This is a genomic window from Enterobacter cloacae complex sp. SHL020 (genome assembly GCF_049236945.1).
GTDB lineage: Bacteria > Pseudomonadota > Gammaproteobacteria > Enterobacterales > Enterobacteriaceae > Enterobacter > Enterobacter dykesii.
Window position 1 is genome coordinate 100,608 of the sequence record NZ_JBMKJF010000008.1, and the last position, 20,474, is coordinate 121,081.

Annotated in this window: 16 protein-coding genes; 6 read left to right on the forward strand and 10 right to left on the reverse strand. The window is 57.2% G+C overall.

Features of this window, described 5'->3' with window-relative positions:
• Window positions 1–518 precede the first annotated feature (518 nt).
• Together malP and malQ are read left to right on the forward strand one after the other, a co-directional pair.
• On the forward strand, window positions 519–2,912 hold the full coding sequence (gene malP / locus ACOTZB_RS18100; protein ID WP_421628022.1) for a maltodextrin phosphorylase: 2,394 nt from the start codon (window positions 519–521) through the stop codon (window positions 2,910–2,912).
• 9 nt (window positions 2,913–2,921) lie between these two features.
• Window positions 2,922–4,997, forward strand: coding sequence for a 4-alpha-glucanotransferase (malQ, locus tag ACOTZB_RS18105; protein ID WP_421628024.1), 2,076 nt, complete (start codon window positions 2,922–2,924; stop codon window positions 4,995–4,997).
• Between the two features lie 47 nt (window positions 4,998–5,044).
• Here malQ and gntT read toward each other — a convergent pair whose 3' ends face one another.
• From gntT to gntX, 3 genes are all read right to left on the reverse strand, one after another.
• Complete coding sequence (gntT, locus tag ACOTZB_RS18110) at window positions 5,045–6,361, reverse strand: gluconate transporter (protein WP_024907902.1); 1,317 nt, start codon at window positions 6,359–6,361, stop codon at window positions 5,045–5,047.
• Between the two features lie 327 nt (window positions 6,362–6,688).
• Complete coding sequence (nfuA, locus tag ACOTZB_RS18115; protein ID WP_008503055.1) at window positions 6,689–7,264, reverse strand: Fe-S biogenesis protein NfuA; 576 nt, start codon at window positions 7,262–7,264, stop codon at window positions 6,689–6,691.
• Window positions 7,265–7,325: 61 nt separating this feature from the next.
• Window positions 7,326–8,009 carry a DNA utilization protein GntX gene (gene gntX, locus ACOTZB_RS18120; protein WP_421628027.1) on the reverse strand — a complete coding sequence of 228 codons (684 nt, stop codon included), beginning with the start codon at window positions 8,007–8,009 and terminating at the stop codon, window positions 7,326–7,328.
• Between the two features lie 36 nt (window positions 8,010–8,045).
• Here gntX and bioH point away from each other — a divergent pair, with 36 nt between their 5' ends.
• Together bioH and ACOTZB_RS18130 are read left to right on the forward strand one after the other, a co-directional pair.
• Entirely contained in the window at window positions 8,046–8,819 is a 774-nt protein-coding gene (gene bioH / locus ACOTZB_RS18125) for a pimeloyl-ACP methyl ester esterase BioH (protein ID WP_047652891.1), read from the forward strand.
• Between the two features lie 111 nt (window positions 8,820–8,930).
• Entirely contained in the window at window positions 8,931–9,200 is a 270-nt protein-coding gene (locus tag ACOTZB_RS18130; protein ID WP_023309499.1) for a YdgH/BhsA/McbA-like domain containing protein, read from the forward strand.
• Between the two features lie 33 nt (window positions 9,201–9,233).
• Here ACOTZB_RS18130 and feoC read toward each other — a convergent pair whose 3' ends face one another.
• From feoC to greB, 5 genes are all read right to left on the reverse strand, one after another.
• Complete coding sequence (gene feoC / locus ACOTZB_RS18135) at window positions 9,234–9,470, reverse strand: [Fe-S]-dependent transcriptional repressor FeoC (protein ID WP_041911908.1); 237 nt, start codon at window positions 9,468–9,470, stop codon at window positions 9,234–9,236.
• 10 nt (window positions 9,471–9,480) lie between these two features.
• Window positions 9,481–11,799: a Fe(2+) transporter permease subunit FeoB gene (gene feoB, locus ACOTZB_RS18140; RefSeq protein WP_421628030.1), complete on the reverse strand. Its 2,319-nt coding sequence runs from the start codon at window positions 11,797–11,799 to the stop codon at window positions 9,481–9,483.
• 30 nt (window positions 11,800–11,829) lie between these two features.
• Entirely contained in the window at window positions 11,830–12,057 is a 228-nt protein-coding gene (gene feoA / locus ACOTZB_RS18145) for a ferrous iron transporter A (RefSeq protein WP_008503050.1), read from the reverse strand.
• A 275-nt stretch (window positions 12,058–12,332) separates the two neighbouring features.
• Window positions 12,333–14,663, reverse strand: a complete 2,331-nt coding sequence (locus ACOTZB_RS18150) for a Tex family protein (protein WP_421628031.1) — start codon at window positions 14,661–14,663, stop codon at window positions 12,333–12,335.
• Between the two features lie 89 nt (window positions 14,664–14,752).
• Entirely contained in the window at window positions 14,753–15,226 is a 474-nt protein-coding gene (greB, locus tag ACOTZB_RS18155) for a transcription elongation factor GreB (RefSeq protein WP_023309495.1), read from the reverse strand.
• A gap of 232 nt (window positions 15,227–15,458) precedes the next feature.
• Between greB and ompR the strand changes: the two genes are divergently transcribed.
• Both ompR and envZ read left to right on the forward strand, forming a co-directional pair.
• Entirely contained in the window at window positions 15,459–16,178 is a 720-nt protein-coding gene (ompR, locus tag ACOTZB_RS18160; RefSeq protein WP_001157751.1) for a two-component system response regulator OmpR, read from the forward strand.
• Entirely contained in the window at window positions 16,175–17,521 is a 1,347-nt protein-coding gene (gene envZ, locus ACOTZB_RS18165) for a two-component system sensor histidine kinase EnvZ (protein ID WP_010436407.1), read from the forward strand. The genes ompR and envZ overlap by 4 nt, the downstream gene beginning before the upstream one ends.
• Window positions 17,522–17,611: 90 nt before the next feature.
• On the opposite strand, the gene pckA is transcribed toward envZ, so the two are convergent.
• The gene (gene pckA, locus ACOTZB_RS18170; protein ID WP_047652888.1) at window positions 17,612–19,231 is read right to left on the reverse strand and encodes a phosphoenolpyruvate carboxykinase (ATP); all 1,620 of its coding nucleotides are present in this window, start codon (window positions 19,229–19,231) and stop codon (window positions 17,612–17,614) included.
• A gap of 357 nt (window positions 19,232–19,588) precedes the next feature.
• Window positions 19,589–20,473, reverse strand: coding sequence for an Hsp33 family molecular chaperone HslO (gene hslO / locus ACOTZB_RS18175; protein ID WP_161495995.1), 885 nt, complete (start codon window positions 20,471–20,473; stop codon window positions 19,589–19,591).
• Between the last annotated feature and the right edge of the window lies 1 nt (window position 20,474).

Genomic DNA, 20,474 nt, shown 5'->3' on the forward strand with positions numbered 1-20,474 from the left:
GGTCGAACAGAAAGAGAACTATTGCAAGTTATGTCTGGGTTTTGTGGTTCTGAATTTGCACTCTGTCACAAAACATTCAGGCAAATGTTGGAACTTTCTCGAAATGGCCGTAACGCCGCGTCACTGCTGGCTTGTCTGTATACATTGCCGCTGCGCTGAAACTGGTTTCATAAAGGTATAGTGACGTCAAATTTAATAAAGTGCGGGTAAAGTTGAGTGAGAGTAATAGTCTCCTGAGAGGTAACCCGATGGCTAATTTATTATTCTACGTAAGTAATCATTTCAGAACGGATTAATTTCACCCGAAACTGCATTTCATTTCTTTGACATTCTCCCCGGTTAGTTTTTTATCTTCCGGGCACACTCGAACTATGCTCTGAGAGTGGCCTCGATCACACTTTTCTGCTCATCCCCGCTACTCCTCCCTGTCTAATCCCCCACGGGAGGAGGAAGAGGGGAAATGAGCCAGGCACACTAGCGCCAACTTGTGTTTTCTTTCTAAAGGATGCCGATCCCCTATGTCACAGCCTACCTTCAACAAAGCTCAATTCCAGGCTGCCCTGACGCGTCAGTGGCAGCGTTTTGGCCTTCATGCTGCAAACGAGATGACGCCTCACCAGTGGTGGCAGGCCGTGAGCGGTGCGCTCGCAGAGCAGCTGGATGCTCAACCGGTGGCAAAGCCTGTTAAGGGCCAGCGTCACGTGAACTATATCTCGATGGAATTCCTGATTGGCCGTCTGACGGGCAACAACCTGTTGAACCTTGGCTGGTATCAGGACGTTGGTGACGTCCTTAAAGAACACGATATTAACCTGACCGACCTGCTGGAAGAAGAGATTGACCCCGCGCTGGGCAACGGCGGCCTGGGACGTCTGGCGGCCTGTTTCCTCGACTCCATGGCAACCGTCGGCCAGTCGGCGATTGGCTACGGTCTGAACTATCAGTACGGCCTGTTCCGTCAGTCGTTTGCCGATGGCCATCAGATGGAAGCGCCGGACGACTGGCATCGCAATACCTATCCGTGGTTCCGCCACAACGCGCAGCTGGATGTCCAGGTTGGCATTGGCGGGAAAGTGACAAAGCAGGGGCTCTGGGAACCGGCGTTCACCATTACCGGTGAAGCCTGGGATCTGCCGGTGCTCGGCTACCGTAACGGCGTGGCGCAGCCGCTGCGTCTGTGGCAGGCGAAGCACGCCCATCCGTTTAACCTGACCAAATTCAACGACGGCGATTTCCTGCGCGCCGAGCAGCAGGGCATCGACGCCGAGAAGCTGACCAAAGTCCTCTACCCGAACGACAACCACCTGGCCGGTAAAAAGCTGCGCCTGATGCAGCAGTACTTCCAGTGCGCCTGCTCCGTGGCGGACATTCTGCGTCGCCATCATCTGGCGGGCCGCAAGCTGGCGCAGCTGCCGGACTTCGAAGTGATTCAGCTCAACGACACGCACCCGACGATTGCGATCCCGGAACTGCTGCGCGTGCTGATCGACGAGCATCAGCTGAGCTGGGATGACGCCTGGGCCATCACCAGCCGTACCTTTGCCTACACCAACCACACCCTGATGCCAGAAGCGCTCGAGTGCTGGGATGAGAAGCTGGTGAAAACGCTGCTGCCGCGCCACATGCAGATCATCAACAAGATTAACGACCAGTTTAAAATCCTGGTGGATAAAACCTGGCCGGGCAACAAGGCGGTCTGGGCGAAGCTGGCGGTGGTTCACGATAAGCAGGTGCGCATGGCGAACATGTGCGTGGTCAGCGGCTTTGCGGTGAACGGCGTGGCGGCGCTGCACTCGGATCTGGTGGTGAAAGATCTGTTCCCGGAATACCACCAGCTGTGGCCGACCAAATTCCACAACGTGACCAACGGCATCACGCCGCGTCGCTGGATCAAGCAGTGCAACCCGCTGCTGGCGGGCCTGCTGGACAAGACCCTGAAGAAAGAGTGGGCCAACGATCTGGACCAGCTCATCAACCTGGAAAAACAGGCTGACGACGCGAAGTTCCGCGAGCAGTACCGCGCGATCAAGCTGGAGAACAAGGTTCGCCTGGCGGAGTTTGTGAAAATGCGTACCGGGATTGAGATCAACCCGAATGCGATTTTCGATATTCAGATCAAGCGTCTGCACGAGTACAAACGCCAGCACCTGAACCTGCTGCACATTCTGGCGCTGTACAAAGAGATCCGCGAGAACCCGCAGGCCGATCGCATCCCGCGCGTGTTCCTGTTCGGTGCGAAAGCGGCCCCGGGCTACTATCTGGCGAAAAACATCATCCTCGCCATCAATAAAGTGGCGGCGGCGATCAACAGCGATCCGAAAGTGGGCGACAAGCTGAAGGTGGTGTTCCTGCCGGATTACTGCGTCTCGGCGGCTGAAATGCTGATCCCGGCGGCAGATATCTCCGAGCAGATCTCAACCGCAGGGAAAGAAGCCTCCGGTACCGGCAACATGAAGCTGGCGCTGAACGGCGCGCTGACCGTCGGCACGCTCGACGGGGCCAACGTCGAAATCGCCGAGAAGGTGGGTGAAGAGAACATCTTTATTTTCGGCCACACCGTGGAAGAGGTGAAAGCCATCAAGGCTAAAGGCTATGACCCGGTGAAATGGCGTAAGAAAGACAAAGTGCTCGACGCTGTGCTGAAGGAGCTGGAAAGCGGTAAATACAGCGACGGCGACAAGCACGCGTTTGACCAGATGCTGCACAGCATGGACAAACACGGCGGTGACCCGTATCTGGTGATGGCGGACTTCACGGCCTATGTAGAAGCGCAAAAGCAGGTCGACGTGCTGTATCGCGACCAGGAGGCGTGGACCCGCGCGTGCATTCTGAACACTGCGCGCTGCGGTATGTTCAGCTCTGACCGTTCAATCCGTGATTATCAGGCCCGTATATGGCAGGCAAAACGCTAAGGAAGCGCGATGGAGAGTAAACGTCTGGACAGCGCCGCGCAGGCGGCGGGGATCAGCCTCAGTTACATTAATGCTCACGGCAAACCGCAGTCTATTGGCGCCGACACCAAAAGACGTTTGCTGGACGCCATGCACAAAACCGACGCGAAAGCGTCGGTTGCGCCGGTGCCGAACGTGAAGGTATTCACCGCAGGCAAAAAGATGCCGCTGGCAGTGGAGGGGCACGGCGAGTTTTGCTGGCTGCTTACCACCGAAGAGGGGCATCAGCACAAAGGCCACGCCACCGGCGGCAAAACGTTAAACCTTCCGGCGAAGCTGCCGGAGGGGTATCACACCCTCACGCTCACCCAGGATGACCTGCGTTTCCACTGCCGGGTGATCGTCGCGCCGAAACGCTGCTACGAGCCGCAGGCGTTGCTCGAAGGTAAAAAGCTGTGGGGCGCCTGCGTGCAGCTCTACACGCTGCGTTCCGACAGCAACTGGGGCATCGGTGATTTTGGCGATCTGAAAAAGATGCTAGTGGATGTGGGCGAGCGCGGCGGCGCGTTTATCGGCCTCAACCCGATCCACGCCCTCTACCCGGCCAACCCGGAGAGCGCCAGCCCGTACAGCCCGTCGTCCCGTCGCTGGCTGAACGTGATTTATATCGACGTTAACGCGTTAGATGACTTCAAAAACAGCAAAGAGGCGCAGGCGTGGTGGAAACTCAGCACCACGCAGCAGGCCCTGAAGCAGGCGCGCGACGCAGAGTGGGTGGATTATTCCACCGTCACGGCGCTGAAAATGGCCGCGCTGCGCCTGGCGTGGAAAGGCTTTTCGCAGCGTGACGATGAGCAGATGGCCGCGTTCCGCCAGTTTGTGACGCAGGAGGGTGAGAGCCTGTACTGGCAGGCGGCGTTTGATGCGCTGCACGCGTATCAGGTGAAGGAGGACGAAATGCGCTGGGGCTGGCCGGTCTGGCCTGAAGCGTATCAGTCCGTCGACACGCCTGAAGTAAAAGCGTTTTGTAAAAAAAATGCCGATGAAGTGGATTTCTTCTTGTGGCTGCAGTGGCTGGCGTACAGCCAGTTTGCCGCCTGCTGGCAGGTGAGCCAGGGCTATAAGATGCCGATCGGCCTGTATCGCGATCTGGCCGTCGGCGTGGCAGAGGGCGGCGCGGAAACCTGGTGCGACCGCGAGCTTTACTGCCTGAAGGCCTCCGTGGGTGCGCCACCGGATATCCTTGGCCCGCTCGGCCAGAACTGGGGACTGCCGCCGATGGATCCGCACGTCATGGCGGCGCGCGCGTACGAGCCGTTTATCGACCTGCTGCGCGCTAACATGCAGAACTGCGGCGCGCTGCGTATCGACCACGTGATGTCCGTGCTGCGTCTGTGGTGGATCCCGTACGGTGAAACGGCCGATCGCGGGGCGTACGTACAGTACCCGGTTGACGATCTGCTGTCGATCCTGGCCCTGGAAAGCAAGCGTCATCAGTGCATGGTGATCGGTGAAGATCTCGGTACCGTGCCGGTGGAAATTGTCAGCAAGCTCCGCGACAGCGGCGTCTACTCCTATAAAGTGCTCTATTTTGAAAACGACCATGAGAAAACCTTCCGCGCGCCGAAAGCGTACCCTGAACAGTCAATGGCAGTCGCGACGACGCATGACCTTCCTACGCTTCGTGGCTATTGGGAAAGCGGCGATCTGACGCTCGGTAAAACGCTGGGTCTGTATCCTGATGAAGAGGTTCTGCGCGGGCTGTATCAGGATCGCGAGCTCTCCAAACAGGGGCTGCTGGATGCGCTGCATAAGCAGGGGTGTCTGCCGAAACGTGCCGGACATAAGGCGTCATTGATGTCGATGACCGCGACCCTCAATCGTGGTTTGCAGCGCTATATTGCCGACAGCAACAGCGCTCTGCTGGGCCTGCAGCCGGAAGACTGGATTGATATGGCGGAGCCGGTGAACATCCCGGGCACCAGCTATCAGTACAAGAACTGGCGTCGCAAGCTGTCCACAACGCTTGAGAAGATGTTTGCCGATGATGGGGTGAACAAGCTGATTAAGGATCTGGACAAGCGACGAAAAGCTGCCGGGAAGTAGTAATAAAAAAACCCGCCAGGAGGCGGGTTTTTTATTGCCTGGTGGCGTCAAACCACCATATTCAACAGCAGTACCCCGACCAGACCACACACCGAAATAATAGTTTCCAGCGCGGACCAGGACTTGATGGTTTCACCGATAGTCAGGTTGAAGTACTCCTTGAACAGCCAGAAGCCAGGGTCGTTAACGTGAGAGAAAATCACGCTACCGGAACCGACGGCGATAACCATCAGTTCAGGGCTTACGCCCGTGGTCGCAATCAGCGGGGCAACGATACCGCCCGCGGTGATTGCCGCAACGGTCGCAGAACCCAGCGCAATACGCAGAACGGCGGCAATAGACCAGGCCATCAGGAGCGGCGATACGTTGGTTTCATGCATCATGGCAGCGATGTATTTGTCCACGCCGCTGTCGACCAGAACCTGCTTGAATGCACCGCCGCCGCCGATGATCAGGAGCATCATGGCAATGATTTTGATGGAAGAGGTCAGCGTATCGTTGATCTGATCCATTGAACGGCCGCGGTTCAGGCCGAAGGTGAACATCGCGATCAGCACCGCAATCAGCGTTGCCATCACCGGGTCACCCAGGAATTCCGCCACGGACAGGAACGCATGACCTTTCGGCAGGATCATCTCCGCCACGGCGCGCATCGCCATCAGGATCACAGGTACCAGAGAGGTCCAGACGCTGACGCCAAAGCCCGGCATCTCTTCTTCGGTGAAGGTTTTGGCGCTGTACAGACCTTCCGGAATCGGCTTATCAATGCCTTTCAGGAAGCGGGCATAAACCGGGCCGGCCAGAATCACCGTCGGGATCGCCAGAATCGTACCGAACAGCAGGGTTTTACCCATATCCGCGTGGAAGATGGTCGCGATAGCGGTTGGACCCGGGTGTGGCGGCAGGAAGCCGTGAGTTACGGACAGCGCCGCAGCCATCGGCACACCGACATACAGCAGCGGGATGCTTGCCGCAGCTGCGATGGTGAACACCAGCGGCAGCATCAGCACGAAGCCCACTTCATAGAACAGCGCGAAGCCGACGGTAAAGCCGGTTAACACCACCGCCCACTGGATGTTCTTCTTACCGAATTTGTCGATAAGCGTGGTGGCAATACGCTGGGCGCCACCGCAGTCCGCCAGCATTTTACCGAGCATGGCGCCGAAGCCCATGATCAATGCCAGGCTGCCGAGCGTGCCGCCGACGCCCGCTTTGATGGAACTGATAACTTTAACCAGCGGCATACCCTGCATCAGACCGACTGCAAGTGCCACCAGAACCAGAGCGATAAATCCGTTCATTTTGAAACGGATCATCAAGAGCAGTAATAACACAACACCGATAGCAACGATGACTAATGGCATGATTGACCTGGCCTTTTAATTGTTATGGGTAACGTCATTGTTTCAACGACAAATTCCGATTGTCCCAACTGGGAACAGAGAAGTAACGGCACTCATACTGATGCCTGCGAAACCATTAAGTTTAGTCGGCTGTTATAAGGGTGCTGAGTGCCCACGAGAATGATACGGGTAACATGGCGCGATTGAGAATCACCCTGGGAGGGTAAATTTGAATTATGAGACGCAGGTCAACATATGGCAGGTAAACGCAAAACGGTAACCATGAGGTTACCGTTTTTGATGTTTTCACCCTCTCCCGTGGGAGAGGGCATAGCGACGGATGCTGAATTAGTAGTAAGAGTGCTCGCCGCGCTGGTGCTCGGTCAGGTCACGCACGCCTTTCAGTTCCGGGAATTCGTTCAGCAGCTGCTTCTCGATCCCTTCTTTAAGCGTCACATCGACCATTGAACAGCCGTTACAGCCGCCGCCAAACTGCAGAATGGCAAAACCTTCGTCGGTGATTTCCATCAGGGAAACACGACCGCCGTGGCCCGCCAGCTGTGGGTTGATCTGGGATTGCAGCAGATACTCAACGCGCTCCATCAGCGGGGCATCGTCAGACACTTTACGCATTTTCGCGTTCGGCGCTTTCAGGGTCAGCTGAGAACCCAGCTGGTCGGTGACGAAGTCGATCTCCGCATCTTCAAGATACGGTGCGCTCAGCTCATCAACGTACGCGGTGAGCTGTTCAAATTTAAGGGCAGTGTCAGTCGCTTCCACAGCGTCCGGAGGACAATAAGAAACACCACATTCTGCATTCGGAGTGCCTGGATTAATCACAAACACGCGGATCTGCGTCCCTTCTTCCTGATTTGCCAGCAGTTTGGCAAAGTGCGCTTGTGCAGAATCGGAAATACGGATCATAGCTTTGGCCTAATAGTTGACTAAATTACCTGGGTATAATCATACGCCCATTGAAGAAGGGCTACAAGGTACGGCACAGACACCATACCTGAACCGACGCGGCGCCGCTTCGCAAAAGCAGTCGGGAAAGTTCAGCAACGGTACTGCCCGTGGTGACGACATCATCCACAATCGCGATATGGAGACCGTCGACCGGCAATTCAAGGCGAAAGGCGTTTTTGAGGTTTCTTTTGCGAAGCCGGGCGCTGAGCTGATGCTGGATGGCGGTGGCATGAACGCGTGTCAGCGCGCGGGCCTCATACCGGCAGCCGAGCCACCGCGCGAGGGGACGGCAGATCAGGTCACTCTGGTTATAGCCGCGCCGCCAGTGACGACGTTGGTAAAGGGGGACATTCACCACCATGTCGATTCTCGGCAGTGCCCGCTGACGTCGCGCCTGCAAAACCGCCAGCAACAGCAGGCGGGCAAGGGGCTGTGCCAGCGAGCTCTGCCCGGAAAACTTCAGCGCGTGGATCAGCCTGTTCAGCGGGGGGACATAATCATCCACCGCCACCAGCGCGCTCCACGGCGGGGATTTTTTCAGGCAGCGGCCACAGGGCAACGAGGGGTTTGTGGCCGGTAAACCACATTGTGGACAGATCCCGATACGCCATTGCAGCGATCGCGTGCAGACGGAGCAGACGCCCCACCCGCTGAGCGCCAGCGGCATTTGGCATAGCCAGCACAAGCCGGGTACTGTTAGCATGTGCAACCTCCATGTGAAAAAAGAGAACAGTAACTGATGAAGACGCTGTGGTGGCAGACCGTAGGGACAGGAAATTGCCATCTTGTGCTGCTGCACGGATGGGGCCTGAATGCGGAGATATGGCATTGCATACGTGAGGAACTTGCCTCGCATTTCACACTGCATCTGGTGGATTTACCCGGCTTTGGCCGCAGCCGCGGGTATGGCGCGTTGTCGCTTGATGAGATGGCGCAGCAGGTTCTGGACGCTGCGCCGCAAAACGCGGTCTGGCTGGGCTGGAGCCTGGGCGGGCTGGTGGCGAGCCAGATTGCGCTGTCGCAGCCTGACCGCGTAAAAGCGCTGGTAACGGTGGCGTCATCGCCCTGTTTTAGCGCGCAGGAAGAGTGGCCGGGGATCAAGCCTGACGTGCTGGCGGGCTTCCAGCAGCAGCTGAGCGAAGATTTCCAGCGGACCGTAGAGCGGTTCCTGGCATTGCAGACAATGGGCACTGACACCGCGCGTAAGGATGCCCGAACGCTCAAGCAGACCGTGCTTTCGCTGCCGATGCCGGAGGTTGAGGTGCTTAACGGCGGTCTTGAGCTCCTGAAAACGGTTGACCTGCGCGAGCCGCTGGCCGCCCTGACGATGCCGCACCTGCGTATCTATGGCTACCTCGACGGAATTGTGCCGCGCAAAGTGGTTCCGCTGCTGGATTCACTCTGGCCGGAGAGTGAATCGCAGATCATTGCCAAAGCCGCACATGCCCCGTTTATCTCTCATCCGACGGAATTTTGTTCAGCGCTGATTGCGTTAAGTCAACGTTTCGACTGATTATTTTCTATCCTGCCTGGAAAAAATAACACACCGCAACCATACTCCAGATGTCGTTGCGGTTGTTCTGCCTACGATAATCAAAACAACAATCCTATGGAGAGTCAGGCTATGAAACTTGTTACAGGTATTGTCACTTCTCTGGTTATTGGGTCACTGTCATTTGGCGTCTTTGCGGCAAAAGAGCTGGAAAAAGATAAAGTTGCCGGCATGAATCTGACGAAAATTGGTGAGATTTCTACGTCTGACACCACCGCGCCGATGGACGCGAGAAAAGAGCTTTCGAAGAAAGCGGATGAGCTGGGCGGAACGTACTACGTCGTCACCAGCGCAGAAAAACAGACCAAAAACGTACGCGCTACGGCGGACGTCTACAAGTAATACGATAAAGCCGGGCAGCGATGCCCGGCTTTGTTAACGCAGCGCCCACCACTCCCTGAGGCAGGCCTTTCCTTCCGGACAGCTTTTACAACTGCCGGAGAGACAACCCTCCGCTTCTTCCTGAATCCGCACGGCTTTCCCCATGGCTTCCAGTCTTTCCAGCATGGCATCGATCATCGGCTGCGGCGTATGCAGGCTGAGGCTCAGCTGTTTCGCCTCCATTCGCCCTTGCAGTGCCAGCAGGTCACGAACCTGAATCAACGATGCCATGGTTTGCTCCTTAGTGACAGTCGCCCGCCGGGCTGTTGCAGCAGGTCGCGGCAGTTTTACGGTTTGCCAGCAGGTCGATGTCGACGCGGCTGCGCGCCCGCCGCAGCAGACCGAGCACGATCGCGTTAAACAGCACAACCGCGAGAATACAGACCAGGCTGTAGCGCGGGTGCTGGCTGAAATTGACGGTTTGATAAAACAGCGTCGCCAGCGAGTAAGCGATATTCAGCCCCCACAGGACAGAGAAGCCCATCCAGCCGCGGCTGGACTCGCGGGCAATCGCCCCCATCACGGAGATGCACGGAATGTAGAGCAGAACAAAGATGAGGTAGCTGTAGGCCGCGGACGCGCTGCCAAATTTCTCGCCCATCACGCCTATGGCACCCGTCGCCATTTCGCCGTCGCCTTTGCTCGCTTCAATCGGGTTCGCCAGCACGCTCAGGCTGAAGGTATCTTTCAGGCTCTGCCAGGTCTCCTCTACGGCACCCAGCAGCTCATGGCCGAGATGAAACTCTGCCGGATTAAATTCCTGCTCCTGAATGTTCTCGGCGGTGTAAAGCGTGTTCAGGGTGCCGACAACCACCTCTTTCGCCATCGCGCCGGTGAACAGCCCGACGGTCGCCTGCCAGTTATCCTCATGCACGCCAATCGGTTTGAAAACCGGCGTGATGACGCGGCTGACGGAGGCGAGGGCAGAGTCGTTGATGTTATCTGCCGCCTGTCCGCTGAGGGTGAAGCTGTTCAGCGCGCTCAGGAAAATGCTGACGATGACAATCACCTTACCGGCGCGCAGCACAAAGCCCTTCAGGCGCTGCCAGGTCTGGATCGTCAGGCTTTTCAGATGCGGCACGTGATACACCGGCAGCTCCATCACAAACGGCGACGCTTCACCGCGCATGATGGTGTGCTTCAGCATCAAACCGGTAAGAATAGCCATCACGATGCCCAGCACATACAGCGAAAAGACCGCCAGCGCGCCCTGCTGACCAAAGAAGGCTGCGGCAAAGACCGCAAAGATGGCCAGACGGGCACCGCAGGACATAAACGGCGCCATCATAATGGTCATCAGACGTTCACGCGGCGCATCCAGGGTGCGTGCGCCCATTACCGACGGTACGTTACAGCCGAAGCCGACAATCAGCGGGACGAAGGATTTACCCGGCAGGCCCAGCGCCTGCATCAGACGATCCATCACGAACGCCGCGCGCGCCATGTAGCCGGAATCTTCCAGGAACGAAAGGAACAGGTACATCATGCCGATCTGCGGCACCAGCGGCAGAACGGTGTTGATACCGCCGCCGATCCCCTGTGCGAGGAAGATGGTTAACCATTCCGGGAAGTGCAGGGTGTAACCTACCCACTGAATCCCGTGGACGAAGACCGCGACGGAACCGGCGTCGAAAATGGGCTGGAGGGCGCCGCCGATGTTAATGGCGAGCAGGAACATCACGTACATGACCAGCAGGAAGATGGGCAAACCGAGGAAGCGGTTAAGCACAACTTTATCCACCGCCGCCGTAAAGCGGCTGGGCTCCGCCGTGAGGGCGTTGCTGACAACGTCGCAAATCGAGGCGATGGCCTGATAACGCGCATCGGCAATGTGCAGCGCCGGGTCGTCCAGCTCGTCGCTAAGACGGGCCAACGTCGCGTCCAGCTTATCTGCCGCATGCCCGGCGTAGGCGCGGCTGTAGATATCCCCTTCCAGCATCTGCAGGCCGAGCCACAGACGCTGTTTTGCAGGCATGCTGTTGTCCATCTCCTGTGCCAGTAAATTGGCTTCGCGCAGGAGAGGCTGCGCGTAATGGACCAGCTCAATGTCGCGATTACCCGCGTGACGGTCAATGGCCAGCTTCAGTGCATCAATACCGCGAGCGCGCGTCGAGACCAGCGGAACGACCGGGCACCCGAGACGTGCGGAGAGGGCATCAACGTCGATGCGCAGCTTTTGTTTCTCCGCAATGTCGAGCATGTTGAGCGCCACGATGCAGGGGATACCCAGCTCCAGCAGCTGCAGCGTCAGATAAAGGTTACGCTCGAGATTGGAAGCGTCGACCACGTTGATCAGCAGGTCCGCGTCGCCGCCAAGAATATAGTGGCAGGCAATCTGCTCATCGAGCGAGGTTTGCGACGAAATGGTGGTTAAGGAGTAGGTGCCTGGAAGGTCAACCAGCGTCACCTGGTTGTCCGTTGTCGTGAACTGGCCCTCTTTACGCTCAACCGTCACGCCCGCCCAGTTACCCACGCGCTGGCGTGCTCCGGTCAGCTGGTTAAAAAGCGTAGTCTTGCCGGAATTAGGATTGCCAATTAAGCCAATAGTTAACTTTTTCATTTTTTTAGACTCACTGAAACCGCTGGCTTGTTATCGGGATAAGGCTTCAACTTCTATTAACGCGAGATCTTTCTTACGCAGTACAAGATTCACGCGGCGGGTTTCGATATGAACCGGATCGCCCAGCGGCGCCACGCGCACGACCTGAAATGACGAGCCGGGCAGCATGCCCAGCGACAGCAGCTTTTGCCGATAGGCCGGGCTAATTTCGCGGGTAAAACCGGTAATTTTCCATGCACTGTCTGGAGTGAATTGCATAACGCCTGATTCCACGAAAGGTTAAATAATCTACTATGGGATGATAATGAGAATAGTTTTTATCAGCAATATTAAAACTGTGACGGAATGTTGTTTGCGGTATTAATTTACGGCCTGTTTGACCTGGCTCAATATTTGCTGAATGGCCTGGAAAACGAAAAGAAGAGTATTTGTTAACGGGGTGATAATTCGTGGTTTAAATATGGATGTGCAATCGGTTTCATATATTACGGCACGATATTCTTCCCTCTCCCCTGTGGGGAGAGGGTTAGGGTTTAGCGTTTTTTACCCATCGCGGCCGCCAGCGCATCCATCATCGCGCTGTTGCCAGCAGGCTGAGCATCACGTCCGCGCGGTTTTGCCGCTTTCGCGGCCGGACGCTGCTGTTCGCGGCCTCCGCCATTGCCGCCACGGCGCGCGTTGGCGTCGCCCGGCTGCTCGTCCAGACGCATGGTTAGCGCGATACGCTTGCGCTGCAGATCCACTTCCAGCACTTTGACCTTCACGATGTCGCCCGCTTTGACCACGGTGTGCGGGTCTTCAACGAACTTGTCGGCAAGGGATGAGATATGCACCAGACCATCCTGATGCACGCCGATATCGACAAACGCACCGAAGTTGGTGACGTTGGTCACCGCGCCTTCCAGCACCATGCCGGGCAGCAGGTCGTTCATGGTTTCCACACCGTCAGCAAAGGTCGCCGTTTTGAACTCAGGACGCGGATCGCGGCCCGGCTTTTCCAGCTCTTTGATAATGTCGGTGACGGTTGGCACACCAAATTTGTCGTCGGTGAAATCAACGGCTTTCAGGTTGCGCAGGGCGCTGTTGTCGCCCATAAGGTCTTTCAGTGCCTGCTGGGTGGCAGCCAGAATGCGCTCCACAACCGGGTACGCTTCCGGGTGAACGGTAGAGGCATCGAGCGGATTATCGCCGTGGTTGATGCGCAGGAAGCCCGCGCACTGCTCAAAGGCTTTTGGCCCCAGGCGGCTCACCTTCAGCAACTGCTGACGGTTCTGGAACTGGCCGTTCTCATCACGCCAGGCGACGATGTTCTGCGCCATCATGCGGGTTAAGCCCGCCACGCGGGTCAGCAGGGGAACGGAGGCGGTGTTCAGGTCAACGCCGACGGCGTTTACGCAGTCTTCCACCACCGCATCCAGCTTGCGCGCCAGCTGAGTCTGGCTCACGTCGTGCTGGTACTGGCCCACGCCGATGGATTTCGGGTCGATCTTCACCAGCTCCGCCAGCGGATCCTGCAGGCGGCGAGCGATAGAGACCGCGCCGCGCAGGGAAACGTCCAGGTCCGGGAACTCCTGGGCCGCCAGCTCGGACGCGGAATAAACGGATGCCCCCGCTTCGCTGACGATCACTTTCTGCGCCGTTACTTTCGGGAACTGCTTCTGCACGTCGAGATAGAAACGCTCGGTTTCACGGGACGCCGTACCGTTGCCGATGGCAACCAGCTCAACGTTGTATTTTTCGCACAGCGCCGCCACCACGACGGCCGCTTTCGCTGCCTGGCCGGTGTGCGGGTAGATAGTGTCGGTGGCGACCAGCTTGCCGGTGCCGTCAACGACAGCGACCTTCACGCCGGTACGCAGACCCGGATCGAGACCCATGGTCGCGCGCAGGCCGGCAGGAGCGGCCATCAGCAGGTCGTGCAGGTTACGGGCGAAGACGTTAATCGCTTCATCTTCGGCGCGCTCGCGCACGGTGCCCATCAGCTCGGTTTCGAGGTGCATCAGCACCTTGATGCGCCAGGTCCAGCTCACCACGCCTTTGCGCCAGCTGTCCGCCGGGGCGTTGTTCAGGCGCAGGCCGAGATGGTCGATAATGATCTGCTCGCAGTGGCTCTCCTTCGGCGGCTCGTCAAACTGCGGGTCGGCGTTCAGGGAGAGCTGGAGCACGCCTTCGTTGCGGCCGCGGAACATCGCCAGCGCGCGGTGCGAAGGGGTGGTGGAAATCGGTTCGTGGTGATCGAAGTAGTCGCGGAATTTTGCGCCTTCTTCCTCTTTACCCGCGACGACGGTAGAGACGATGTGGGCATTCTTCCACAGGTAATCACGCACTTTAGCCAGCAGGGCGGCGTCTTCGGCAAAGCGCTCCATCAGAATGTAGCGTGCGCCGTCGAGGGCGGCCTTGGTGTCCGCTACGCCTTTGTCAGCGTCGATAAATTTCGCCGCTTCGGTTTCCGGATCGTGGGACGGTTCGTTCCACAGCAGGTCGGCCAGCGGCTCAAGACCCGCTTCAATCGCAATCTGCCCGCGCGTGCGGCGCTTCGGCTTGTACGGCAGATAGAGATCTTCGAGTTCGGTTTTGCTCAGGGTGCCGTTGATGGCGCTTTCAAGCTCGCTGGTTAGCTTGCCCTGTTCGCCGATGGATTTGAGGATCGCCTGACGACGTTCTTCCAGTTCGCGCAGATAGCCCAGACGGGTCTCCAGGTTACGCAGCTGTGTGTCATCCAGACCGCCGGTGACTTCCTTACGATAGCGTGCAATAAACGGCACGGTGTTCCCTTCATCAAGCAGGCGAACGGCAGCTTCTACCTGTTCGGCTCTGGCCTGAATATCACCCGCAATAATGCGGCAGAGCGAATCTTTCATCATGGCTTTATCATCTGTTGAGTCGAAAAAAATCAGGGGATAGTTATACGGGCTGACACGGCAAAATGCCAGCCGGGGAGGGCGCTCTCGGACTATTTTACGTAGACGATCTCATTGACGTACCAGCTTGCTTCACCACCAGGGGTCTGAACGACGGCCAGATCGCCCACTTCCTTTTTCAGCAGCGCGCGAGCCATTGGGGAGTCGATGGAGATGTAATCCTTACGACCAAAAATTTCATCGTAGCCGACAATGCGAAAGCGCAGAGTGTCGCCATCGTCGTTTTCAATCTCCACCCACGCGCCGAAGAACACTTTGCCCTCCTGCTGCGGGGAGTAATCGACAATTTTGAGATTCTCGAGGCACTTCGTCAGATAGCGAACCCGGCGGTCAATTTCGCGCAGCCGCTTTTTGTTGTACTGGTAGTCAGCGTTTTCGCTGCGATCGCCCAGGCTTGCCGCCCAGGTCACCTTTTTGGTGACTTCAGGACGCTCTTCGCGCCAGAGGTAATCCATCTCTTTTTTGAGCTTTTCGTACCCTTCGCGGGTGATCAGGGGCGTTTTCATGGTAAAGCCTTTGCTGCCTGCCGGTTAACTGTCTTGCGCACAATACGTACCACACAGTGTAACAGACAGGATTAATAATGATTTATGTGATGAAATGAGCAGATAAGCTGCTGTTAAATATGCTTTGTAACAATTTCGACTAGAATTTATACCAGAATTAACTGGTCGAATACGTGCACTTTTTTAGAATACGCTGTTACAAAGACTATCCGAACCTTTGGGAGTACACACAATGCAAGAGAACTATAAAATTCTGGTCGTGGATGACGACATGCGCCTGCGCGCGCTGCTGGAACGTTATCTGACCGAGCAGGGCTTCCAGGTTCGTAGCGTCGCGAACGCTGAGCAGATGGACCGTCTGCTGACCCGTGAATCTTTCCACCTGATGGTTCTCGACCTGATGCTGCCTGGCGAAGACGGGCTTTCTATTTGCCGCCGTCTGCGCAGCCAGAGCAACCCGATGCCGATCATCATGGTGACGGCGAAGGGCGAAGAAGTTGACCGTATCGTGGGCCTCGAAATCGGCGCGGACGACTACATTCCAAAACCGTTTAACCCGCGTGAACTGCTGGCGCGTATTCGCGCTGTTCTCCGCCGTCAGGCGAACGAACTGCCTGGCGCGCCCTCTCAGGAAGAAGCCGTCATCGCCTTCGGCAAGTTCAAGCTGAACCTCGGCACGCGCGAGATGTTCCGTGAAGATGAGCCAATGCCGCTCACCAGCGGCGAGTTTGCGGTTCTTAAAGCGCTGGTCAGCCACCCGCGTGAACCGCTTTCCCGCGACAAGCTGATGAACCTGGCGCGCGGTCGCGAATACTCCGCAATGGAACGCTCTATTGACGTGCAGATCTCCCGCCTGCGCCGCATGGTGGAAGAAGATCCTGCGCATCCTCGTTATATTCAGACCGTTTGGGGTCTGGGCTACGTGTTTGTCCCGGACGGCTCTAAAGCATGAGGCGAATGCGCTTCTCGCCGCGTAGCTCGTTTGCCCGCACCCTGTTGCTGATCGTCACCCTGCTGTTCGTCAGCCTGGTGACGACCTATCTGGTGGTGCTGAACTTTGCGATCCTGCCGAGCCTCCAGCAGTTTAATAAGGTCCTGGCCTACGAAGTCCGTATGCTGATGACCGATAAACTGCAGCTGGAGGACGGCACGCAGCTCGTCGTTCCCCCGGCGTTTCGCCGTGAAATCTACCGTGAACTGGGCATTTCGCTCTACTCCAACGAGGCGGCGGAAGACGCTGGCCTGCGCTGGGCGCAGCACTACGAATTCCTCAGCCAGCAGATGGCGCAGCAGCTGGGCGGCCCAACGGAAGTGCGCGTTGAGGTCAACAAAAGCTCGCCCGTCGTCTGGCTGAAAACCTGGCTGTCACCCAACATCTGGGTGCGCGTTCCGCTGACCGAAATCCATCAGGGCGATTTCTCGCCGCTGTTCCGCTACACCCTGGCGATTATGCTGCTGGCGATAGGTGGCGCGTGGCTATTTATCCGTATACAGAACCGACCGTTGGTCGACCTGGAGCACGCTGCGCTGCAGGTCGGTAAAGGGATAATTCCTCCTCCGCTGCGCGAGTATGGCGCCTCGGAAGTCCGTTCGGTGACGCGCGCGTTTAACCATATGGCGGCAGGCGTGAAGCAGCTGGCGGATGACCGTACGCTGCTGATGGCGGGCGTTAGCCATGACCTGCGCACGCCGCTAACGCGTATTCGCCTGGCGACGGAGATGATGGGGGAAGAGGACGGTTACCTTGCCGAGTCCATCAACAAGGACATCGAAGAGTGTAACGCCATCATCGAGCAGTTTATTGACTACCTGCGCACCGGGCAGGAGATGCCGATGGAGATGGCCGATCTGAACGCGGTCCTGGGCGAAGTGGTGGCGGCGGAAAGCGGCTACGAGCGTGAAATTGATACCGACCTGCAGGCGGGTGAAATTCAGGTTCGTATGCACCCACTCTCCATCAAACGTGCAGTGGCGAACATGGTGGTCAACGCGGCGCGCTACGGCAATGGCTGGATTAAAGTCAGCAGCGGGTCTGAACTCAACCGCGCCTGGTTCCAGGTGGAAGACGACGGTCCGGGCATCAAGCCCGAGCAGCGTAAGCATCTGTTCCAGCCGTTTGTGCGCGGCGACAGCGCGCGCAGCACCAGCGGCACGGGCTTAGGCCTGGCGATTGTTCAGCGTATTATCGATAACCACAACGGACTGCTGGAGATTGGCACCAGCGAGCGGGGTGGGCTGAGCATTCGCGCCTGGCTGCCGGTACCGGTGACGCGGGGGCAGGTGAAAGAGGGATAGTGCGGTCTGATGCCCTCACCCCGACCCTCTCCCACGGGGAGAGGGAGAAAACATTAAAAAAGGCAACTTTCGTTGCCTTTTTGCTTTTACCTACAGCTTCGGTCCCGCGCTCACCAGCGCAGCACCCGCCGGGGTATCGGTATACTTCTCGAAGTTCTCAATAAACAGCTTCGCCAGCGATTCCGCTTTCTCGCGCCACTGCTCCGGAGAACCGTACGTGTTGCGCGGGTCGAGGATATGCGTATCCACGCCCGGCAGCGACGTTGGGATCGCCAGGTCAAACATCGGCAGCGTGAAGGTTTCGGCGTCGTCCAGAGAACCATCCAGAATGGCGTCGATAATGGCACGGGTATCTTTGATGGAGATACGTTTGCCGGTACCGTTCCAGCCGGTGTTCACCAGGTAGGCCTGCGCGCCGGATGCCTGCATGCGTTTCACCAGCACTTCAGCGTACTGCGTCGGGTGCAGCGACAGGAAAGCCGCGCCGAAGCAGGCGGAGAAGGTTGGGGTTGGCTCCGTCACGCCGCGCTCGGTACCCGCCAGCTTGGCGGTGAAGCCGGAGAGGAAATGGTACTGCGTCTGGCTGGCCGTCAGGCGAGACACCGGAGGCAGCACGCCGAACGCATCCGCCGTCAGGAAAATGACCTTCGTGGCATGACCCGCTTTTGACACCGGCTTCACGATATTGTCGATGTGGTAGATCGGGTAAGAGACGCGGGTGTTTTCCGTTTTCGACGCATCGTCGAAGTCGATGGAGCCGTCGGCACGCACGGTGACGTTTTCCAGCAGCGCATCGCGACGGATCGCGTGGAAGATATCCGGCTCGGCCTCTTCAGACAGGCGAATGGTCTTCGCGTAGCAGCCGCCTTCAAAGTTGAATACGCCGTCGTCATCCCAGCCGTGTTCGTCATCACCAATCAGGCGACGTTTTGGATCGGTAGACAGGGTGGTTTTCCCGGTGCCGGACAGGCCGAAGAATACCGCCACGTCGCCTTTTTCACCGACGTTAGCCGAGCAGTGCATGGAGGCGATACCGCGCAGCGGCAGCAGGTAGTTCATGACCGAGAACATCCCTTTCTTCATTTCGCCGCCGTACCAGGTACCGCCGATCAGCTGGATACGCTCGGTCAGGTTGAAGGCCACAAAGTTTTCGGAGTTCAGACCCTGCTCTTTCCACTGTGGGTTGGTGCATTTCGCACCGTTCATCACGATGAAATCAGGGGTGAAGTCCTGCAGCTCTTCGTCGGTTGGACGAATGAACATGTTTTTCACGAAATGCGCCTGCCAGGCCACTTCGGTGATAAAACGTACGGAGAGACGGGTATCGGCGTTTGCGCCGCAGAAAGCGTCGACAATGAACAGACGCTTGCCGGAAAGTTGTTGGGTGACGAGCCCTTTCAGGTGCTGCCAGGTTTCCGGAGAGAGCGGTTTGTTGTCGTTCTTCCCTTTGCCCTTATCAGCCCACCACAGCGTATCGCGGGTGGTTTCGTCTCGGACGATATACTTATCTTTCGGCGAACGACCGGTAAAAATACCGGTATCGACGGCGATAGCACCAAGATTCGTCAACACACCACGCTCGTATCCTTCCAGTGCTGGATTGAGCTCTTCCTGATACAGCGTATCGTAGTCGGGGTTGTAGACGATTTCCTGGACGTCGTGAATACCATAAGCCTTGAGATCTTGCGGGGTTAAACCAGTAACACGCATATCACTGCTCCTTAGCCAATATGTACTGCCTGAAATTGTAGGGTTTTTCTGAGGTTGTTAACCGCGACGGGGCTCATAGATTTACGCATCTGGACAAAACCCTTACTAACGGAAAACGCTGCGACTCCAGTCACAGCGCAGGCGGATTATCGCAGGAATCGCTTTTTGGTTGGGGAAAATGTTCCGAAAAGGTTAAAGAGTGGTGATTTTATCGGAAGGAATGTGAATGTAATCGCATACACGTAAGAAAATTACGTAAGAGTTACATAAGGAAAACGATTCAGCTTAAGCGGGGGTTTTTGCCCCTCACACCAGCCTCTCCCAAAGGGGAGAGGGTTAGGGTGAGGGGAAAGAGGTTTAGTGAACCTGCGGATCCGCCGGGGAGGCGTTATTGCGGATCTCAGCGATATCCATCGAATTGAACACGTAGTGCGTACCGCAGTAGTCACAGTGCATATCAATTTCGCCGTCTTCCGCCATGATGCTGTCGATCTCTTCATCCGGCAGGGTTTTCAGCGCGCCAGCGCAGCGCTCGCGGGAGCAGGTGCACTTAAATTCCACGGACTGCGGATCGTAAACCGTCACTTCTTCTTCGTGGTACAGACGCCACAGCACGTCGGTCGCCGACAGGTTGAACAGCTCTTCCGCTTTAATGGTTTCGGTCAGCGTCGCCAGGTGCTCAAAGTCATTGGTCTGCGCGTCCTGCGCAGGCAGAACCTGCAGCAGCATGCCGCCCGCAGCAGGCTGACCGTCCACTTCACCAGTGCGGATGAAAAGGCGCGTCGGCAGCTGTTCAGAACGCATGAAGTAATCTTCCAGGCAGGCTGCAAGGGTATCGCCTTCCAGACCCACCACGCCTTGATAGCGCTCACCTTCCTCAGGGGAGATGGTGATCACCAGGTAGCCATTACCCACCAGCGTTTTGAGGTCCGCATTTTCAGGCACGTCGCCCTGAACGCGCGCCACGCCGCGCATCTGCTGCTGGTTATTGCCGTTGATCACCGCCAGCGTCATCGGGCCGTCACCCTGCAGCTGCACGGTGATATCACCGGCAAACTTCAGCGTCGCCGTCAGCAGGCTGGTGGCAACCAGCAGTTCGCCCAACAGGGTCTTCACCGGCAGCGGGTAATTGTGGTTTTCCAGAATCTGTTTCCAGGTTTCGGATACGGTGACCAGCTCGCCGCGCACGGCGAATTGTTCAAACAGATAGCGGTGTAATTGGTCGTGTTGGGCCATTTTCATC